Annotated in this window: 2 protein-coding genes and 1 pseudogene; 2 read left to right on the forward strand and 1 reads right to left on the reverse strand. The window is 70.9% G+C overall.

The annotated features are described in order from the left end of the window. Positions 1-191: 191 nt before the first annotated feature. On the forward strand, positions 192-1,586 hold the full coding sequence (locus tag HMPREF3086_RS12065) for a hypothetical protein (protein ID WP_070722077.1): 1,395 nt from the start codon (positions 192-194) through the stop codon (positions 1,584-1,586). A gap of 42 nt (positions 1,587-1,628) precedes the next feature. Here the strand turns inward: HMPREF3086_RS12065 and glf are convergent, their stop codons facing one another. Next, complete coding sequence (glf, locus tag HMPREF3086_RS12070) at positions 1,629-2,831, reverse strand: UDP-galactopyranose mutase (RefSeq protein ID WP_070722078.1); 1,203 nt, start codon at positions 2,829-2,831, stop codon at positions 1,629-1,631. 409 nt (positions 2,832-3,240) lie between these two features. Between glf and HMPREF3086_RS12075 the strand changes: the two are divergent. Further along, positions 3,241-3,877 (forward strand): annotated as a pseudogene (locus HMPREF3086_RS12075) (hypothetical protein); the annotation flags it as partial.

Genomic DNA, 3,877 nt, shown 5'->3' on the forward strand with positions numbered 1-3,877 from the left:
ACAGCGCCAGCAACAGCGCGGCGGCGACGCCGCTCAGGACCGCCGCCCGGCCCGGGGCGGGGTCGACGGCGGCAGCGGGCACCGTGCGGGGCAGGGGCCGGGCGATCGTGCGGATCATGCCAGAAGCCTAGGCCCGTCGGGGAGGTCGTGCCGCCACTTGGCGGCCGGTGTCCGAGGCGACAGATACGCTCATGCGCGTGTTCCTCCTCGAAACGCTCATCGCCATCACCGTCACGCTGACCACCGCGTTCGGCGGGCTCGTCGCCGAGGACCTCGTCGCCCGCGACGCGTCGTGCACGATCTCCACGGTGTCCGACCTGTGGTCCGACACCTGCACCTCACCGTCCCGGCTGGGCTGGTTCCTCGGCACCCTGCTCGTGCTGGTGGCGGCGATGGCCCTGCGCGCGTGGCTCATGGCGCACAATGGCACCCTGTACTACCTGCGCCTGCTGCCGGCCGAGAGCGCGGACCGGATGCGCGCCGCCGTGGACGTGGCCAACGCCCGCAGTCTCGGTTTCCGTTCGGCGACGGGCTGGTTCGGCACCGCCGACGCCGTGGTGGACTTGCGCCGCCAGGTCGACCACATTTCCGACGAGCTCGAGCGGGCGATGAACGACGACGACGACGCGACCGGCTTCGTCCTGGCCCCCAACCTCGCGTTCCCGGCGGCACTGGCGGTCGGATACGACGTCCTCCTGCGCGAGCGCACCCATCTCGCCGAACTGCCGGTCGAGGCCCGCAGGCGTCGCCTGCCCGGCGGCGACACGGGCGTGCGGACGGTGTATTTCGACGACGGCGACGACATGTGGGCCGAACGCCGGTGGCGGTCCCGCCGCAGCCAACCCCGCGGGGAACTGGCGATGGTGACTTTTCCCGCCGGGTCGGCGGTCGCGGCGCCGGCGGACCGGATCTCCGTGCGGCGGGTCTGGCTCTCACTCCAGCTGGAGGGGGGCGGACCGGTCTCCGAGGTGGACGCGGGTCATCCGCTTCGGGAGGCGGCGGACCTCGTCGTCGTCGTCGCCCCCACCCACGGCGCGGGCCGCGCCACCGCCGGCTCCGCACCAACCGACGACTCCGGATCGGACACCACCGCGACCCTCCGCCCCTGGACGCTCCCCGCCGGACGGTGGTATCCCGGCGCGAGCGGGCGGCAGATCGACCGGCGGACGTTCGCGCGGCTCGTGGAGGAGCTGTCCGGGGCGGTGGAACAGGTGTTGGACGACTACCCGGAGGCGCACGTGCTGCTGTCCGGGCGGATGCCGCGGAGTGTGGCGTTCGCGCTGGGGTACGTCATCTCGCAGCGCAAGGACGACCACATCGAGGGCAAGCGCGCCGCCCTGCACCCCACGCGCGCCGACGACACGCGGGCCCAACGCGCACAGGCGCGGGCCGAGAACGAGGGCCTGAGCTCGCTGAGCCGCTTCTGGACGTCGGTCACGCCCGTGCTGGAGCACCTCGGTGAGGCCAAGCCGACGATCGTGCACGCGGCGCAGCGCGACGCCGCCGTGCACGGGCTGGTCGCCGACGCGCCCGCGGACACCGCACCCGGATCCGCTACCCCGACGACGGATCCGCTACGCCGGTAGGAGTAGCGGATCCCCCCGCGGGGTAGCGGATTTCGCAGGCGGTCAGCCGTCGGCGAGCGGCGCGCCGTCGCGCAGGTGCGGCGCCAGGGTGTTGTCGAACATCGTCAGCGCGGAGGCGATGGCCATGTGCATGTCCAGGTACTGGTACGTGCCCAGGCGGCCGCCGAACAGCACCTTGTTGGCGGCGGTCTCGGCCTTGGCGCGGTCGCGGTAGGCGGCGAGCTTCTCGCGGTCCGTGGACTCGTTGATCGGGTAGTACGGCTCGTCCTCGCGCTCGGCGAAGCGGCTGTACTCGCGCATGATCACGGTCTTGTCCGTGGGGTAGTTCTTGCGCTCGGGGTGGAAGTGCCGGAACTCGTGGATGCGGGTGTAGTCGTACTCCGCGTCGTTGTAGTTCATCACCGGGGTGCCCTGGAAGTCGCCGGTCGGCAGGACCTCGGTCTCGAAGTCCAGGGTGCGCCAGCCGAGCTCGCCGTCGGCGTAGTCGAAGTAGCGGTCCAGCGGGCCGGTGTAGACGACCGGGGCGTCGGGGCTCGCGGCGCGGACGTCGTCGCGGACGTCGAACCAGTCGGTGTCCAGCACCACGTCGATGTTCTCGTGCGCCGCCATGTTCTCCAGCCACGCGGTGTAGCCGTCGACGGGCAGGCCCTCGTAGGTGTCGTTGAAGTAGCGGTTGTCGAACGTGTACCGCACGGGCAGGCGGGTGATGTTGCCGGCGGGCAGGTTCTTGGGATCGGTCTGCCACTGCTTGGCGGTGTAGTCCTTGATGAACGCCTCGTACAGCGGACGGCCGATGAGGGAGATGGCCTTCTCCTCGAAGTTGGCCGCCTCCTCGGAGGAGAACTCGGAGGCCTGCTCGGCGATGAGCGCGCGGGCCTCGTCGGGCGAGTAGTAGCGGCCGAAGAACTGACAGATCAGGCCCAGGCCCATCGGGAACTGGTACGCGGTGCCCTTGTGCATGGCGAACACGCGGTGCTGATAGCCGGTGAACGACGTGAAGCGGTTGACGTACTCCCACACGCGCTCGTTGGAGGTGTGGAACAGGTGCGCGCCGTACTTGTGGATCTCGATACCGGTCTCGGGCTCCGGCTCGGAGTAGGCGTTGCCGCCGATGTGGTGGCGCCGCTCGAGCACCAGCACGCGCTTGCCGAGCTCGCTCGCCGCCCGCTCGGCGACCGTCAGACCGTAGAAACCCGACCCCACCACGATGAGGTCATAGGAGCCCCACTGCCGTTCGCCTGCCATAAGTCTCGAGCCTTCCCGTAGTCCGTGGCGGCGGTTCGTCCCCGCCTCGCGCGCGGCGTCCGCTCACCGGGCCACGCGCCGGTCGGCGCGGGTCCGGGTCCAAGGGTATCCGGCGGGTCGGGGGTGGGTTCAGGGCACGCCGATGACGACGGGGAGGACGACTTCCCGGCGCGACTGCAGTGGCCCACGGTGCTGGTCGGGCGTTCTCGTCGTCGTACGCCGGTTCGAAACTACATCCCTGTAGTCTCAATTTTCACAGCTTTACCACTTGGTTTCAGTCGTTTCTTGGCTAACATTGACCCCGTTCGTCACATACGTCCCTGTGGCCTCGCCTTGGCGGGGTCTGAAGGGCAGTAGTGCCACGCAGCCCGCGCAGCCGCGTGACACAGACCCTGATCTGGAGAAGCCCTTGAGAACACGACGCCGCCCCCTGTACGTCAGCGGTCGACGCCGGACCCTCGCCCTGGCGGTGGCGGTCGCGGCGTCCGTCGTCACGCCCCTCGCCGTATACGGGGCGGACCAGGTCGTCCAGTCCGGCGACGACATCACCGCCACCGCCGGTGGCGGACTGCCGACCGGCGAGACCGCGGTCCCGCTGGCCGAGGCACCGCCCGCCACGGGCGTGGACAGTGACGTCGCCTCCGGCGGCTCCCCCGTCCGCGAGGTCACGTCCGAAACGCCGTTCTCGATGGTCGGCGTCACGTGGAAGGGCCACGACCCGGCCGCCGTCGCGCAGGTCCGCGCGAAGAACCCCGACGGCTCGTGGGGCCCCTGGTATGAAGCCGAGTCCACGGACGGCAAGGGCGAGAGCGTGACCGGCACCGGCGGCACCGAGCCCGTCTACCTGGGGCTCGACACCACGGCGGTCCAGATCTCGCTGTCCGGCATCGATATCGAGGACACCTCCCTGGCCGACGCGCCCGAGGCGACCCCCGACGAGCCCGCGAAGGCCGACACCCGGTCCGCCGACGAGGCCGAGGCCCCAACCGATGAGGACGTGGCCGCCGCCCGCACCGCCGACCCGGCCCCCACGCCGTCGTCGGCGC

This window comes from Dietzia sp. HMSC21D01, assembly GCF_001815995.1.
Lineage (GTDB): Bacteria > Actinomycetota > Actinomycetes > Mycobacteriales > Mycobacteriaceae > Dietzia > Dietzia cinnamea.